The 364-nt window shown below is 34.6% G+C and carries 1 pseudogene; it reads right to left on the bottom strand.

What is annotated here, in order from left to right:
• A pseudogene (locus tag ACFINC_RS10590) lies at positions 1–364 on the bottom strand (autotransporter outer membrane beta-barrel domain-containing protein); the annotation flags it as partial.

Raw genomic sequence — 364 nt, 5'->3', positions numbered from 1 at the left:
CCATCATCACTCAAAAATGCATTCAACCTACTCTGAGCATTTCCCTCAGCACTGTAGACTTTTTTATCTATTGAATCTGAAATGTTATCTCTTGCATCTATATTTGTTTTTTTTCCAATGCGCAGGGTTTGATAACCACTATCTTCATCAAAGATCAATGTGCTATTGGAAAGGTGTAGAGAAGAAAGTGATGAAACAGACTCCTGTAAACCATTGTATTTACTTTTGGTAAGATACCATTTTGAATAATGAACTAACTCTAAATCGATAACCGATCTATCCTCAACACGCGTCCCTCCTTTAAGAAAAGAAGAATTTGCTTTCACCAATAGAGAAGCATTATTTTCAGCTTTTAGCAACAAAT

The organism is Bartonella sp. AP58NXGY (assembly GCF_042195785.1).
In the GTDB taxonomy this organism is placed as follows: Bacteria; Pseudomonadota; Alphaproteobacteria; order Rhizobiales; family Rhizobiaceae; genus Bartonella.
The sequence above is the reverse complement of the archived record's forward strand: the minus strand, read 5'-3'. Positions and strand labels throughout refer to the sequence as shown.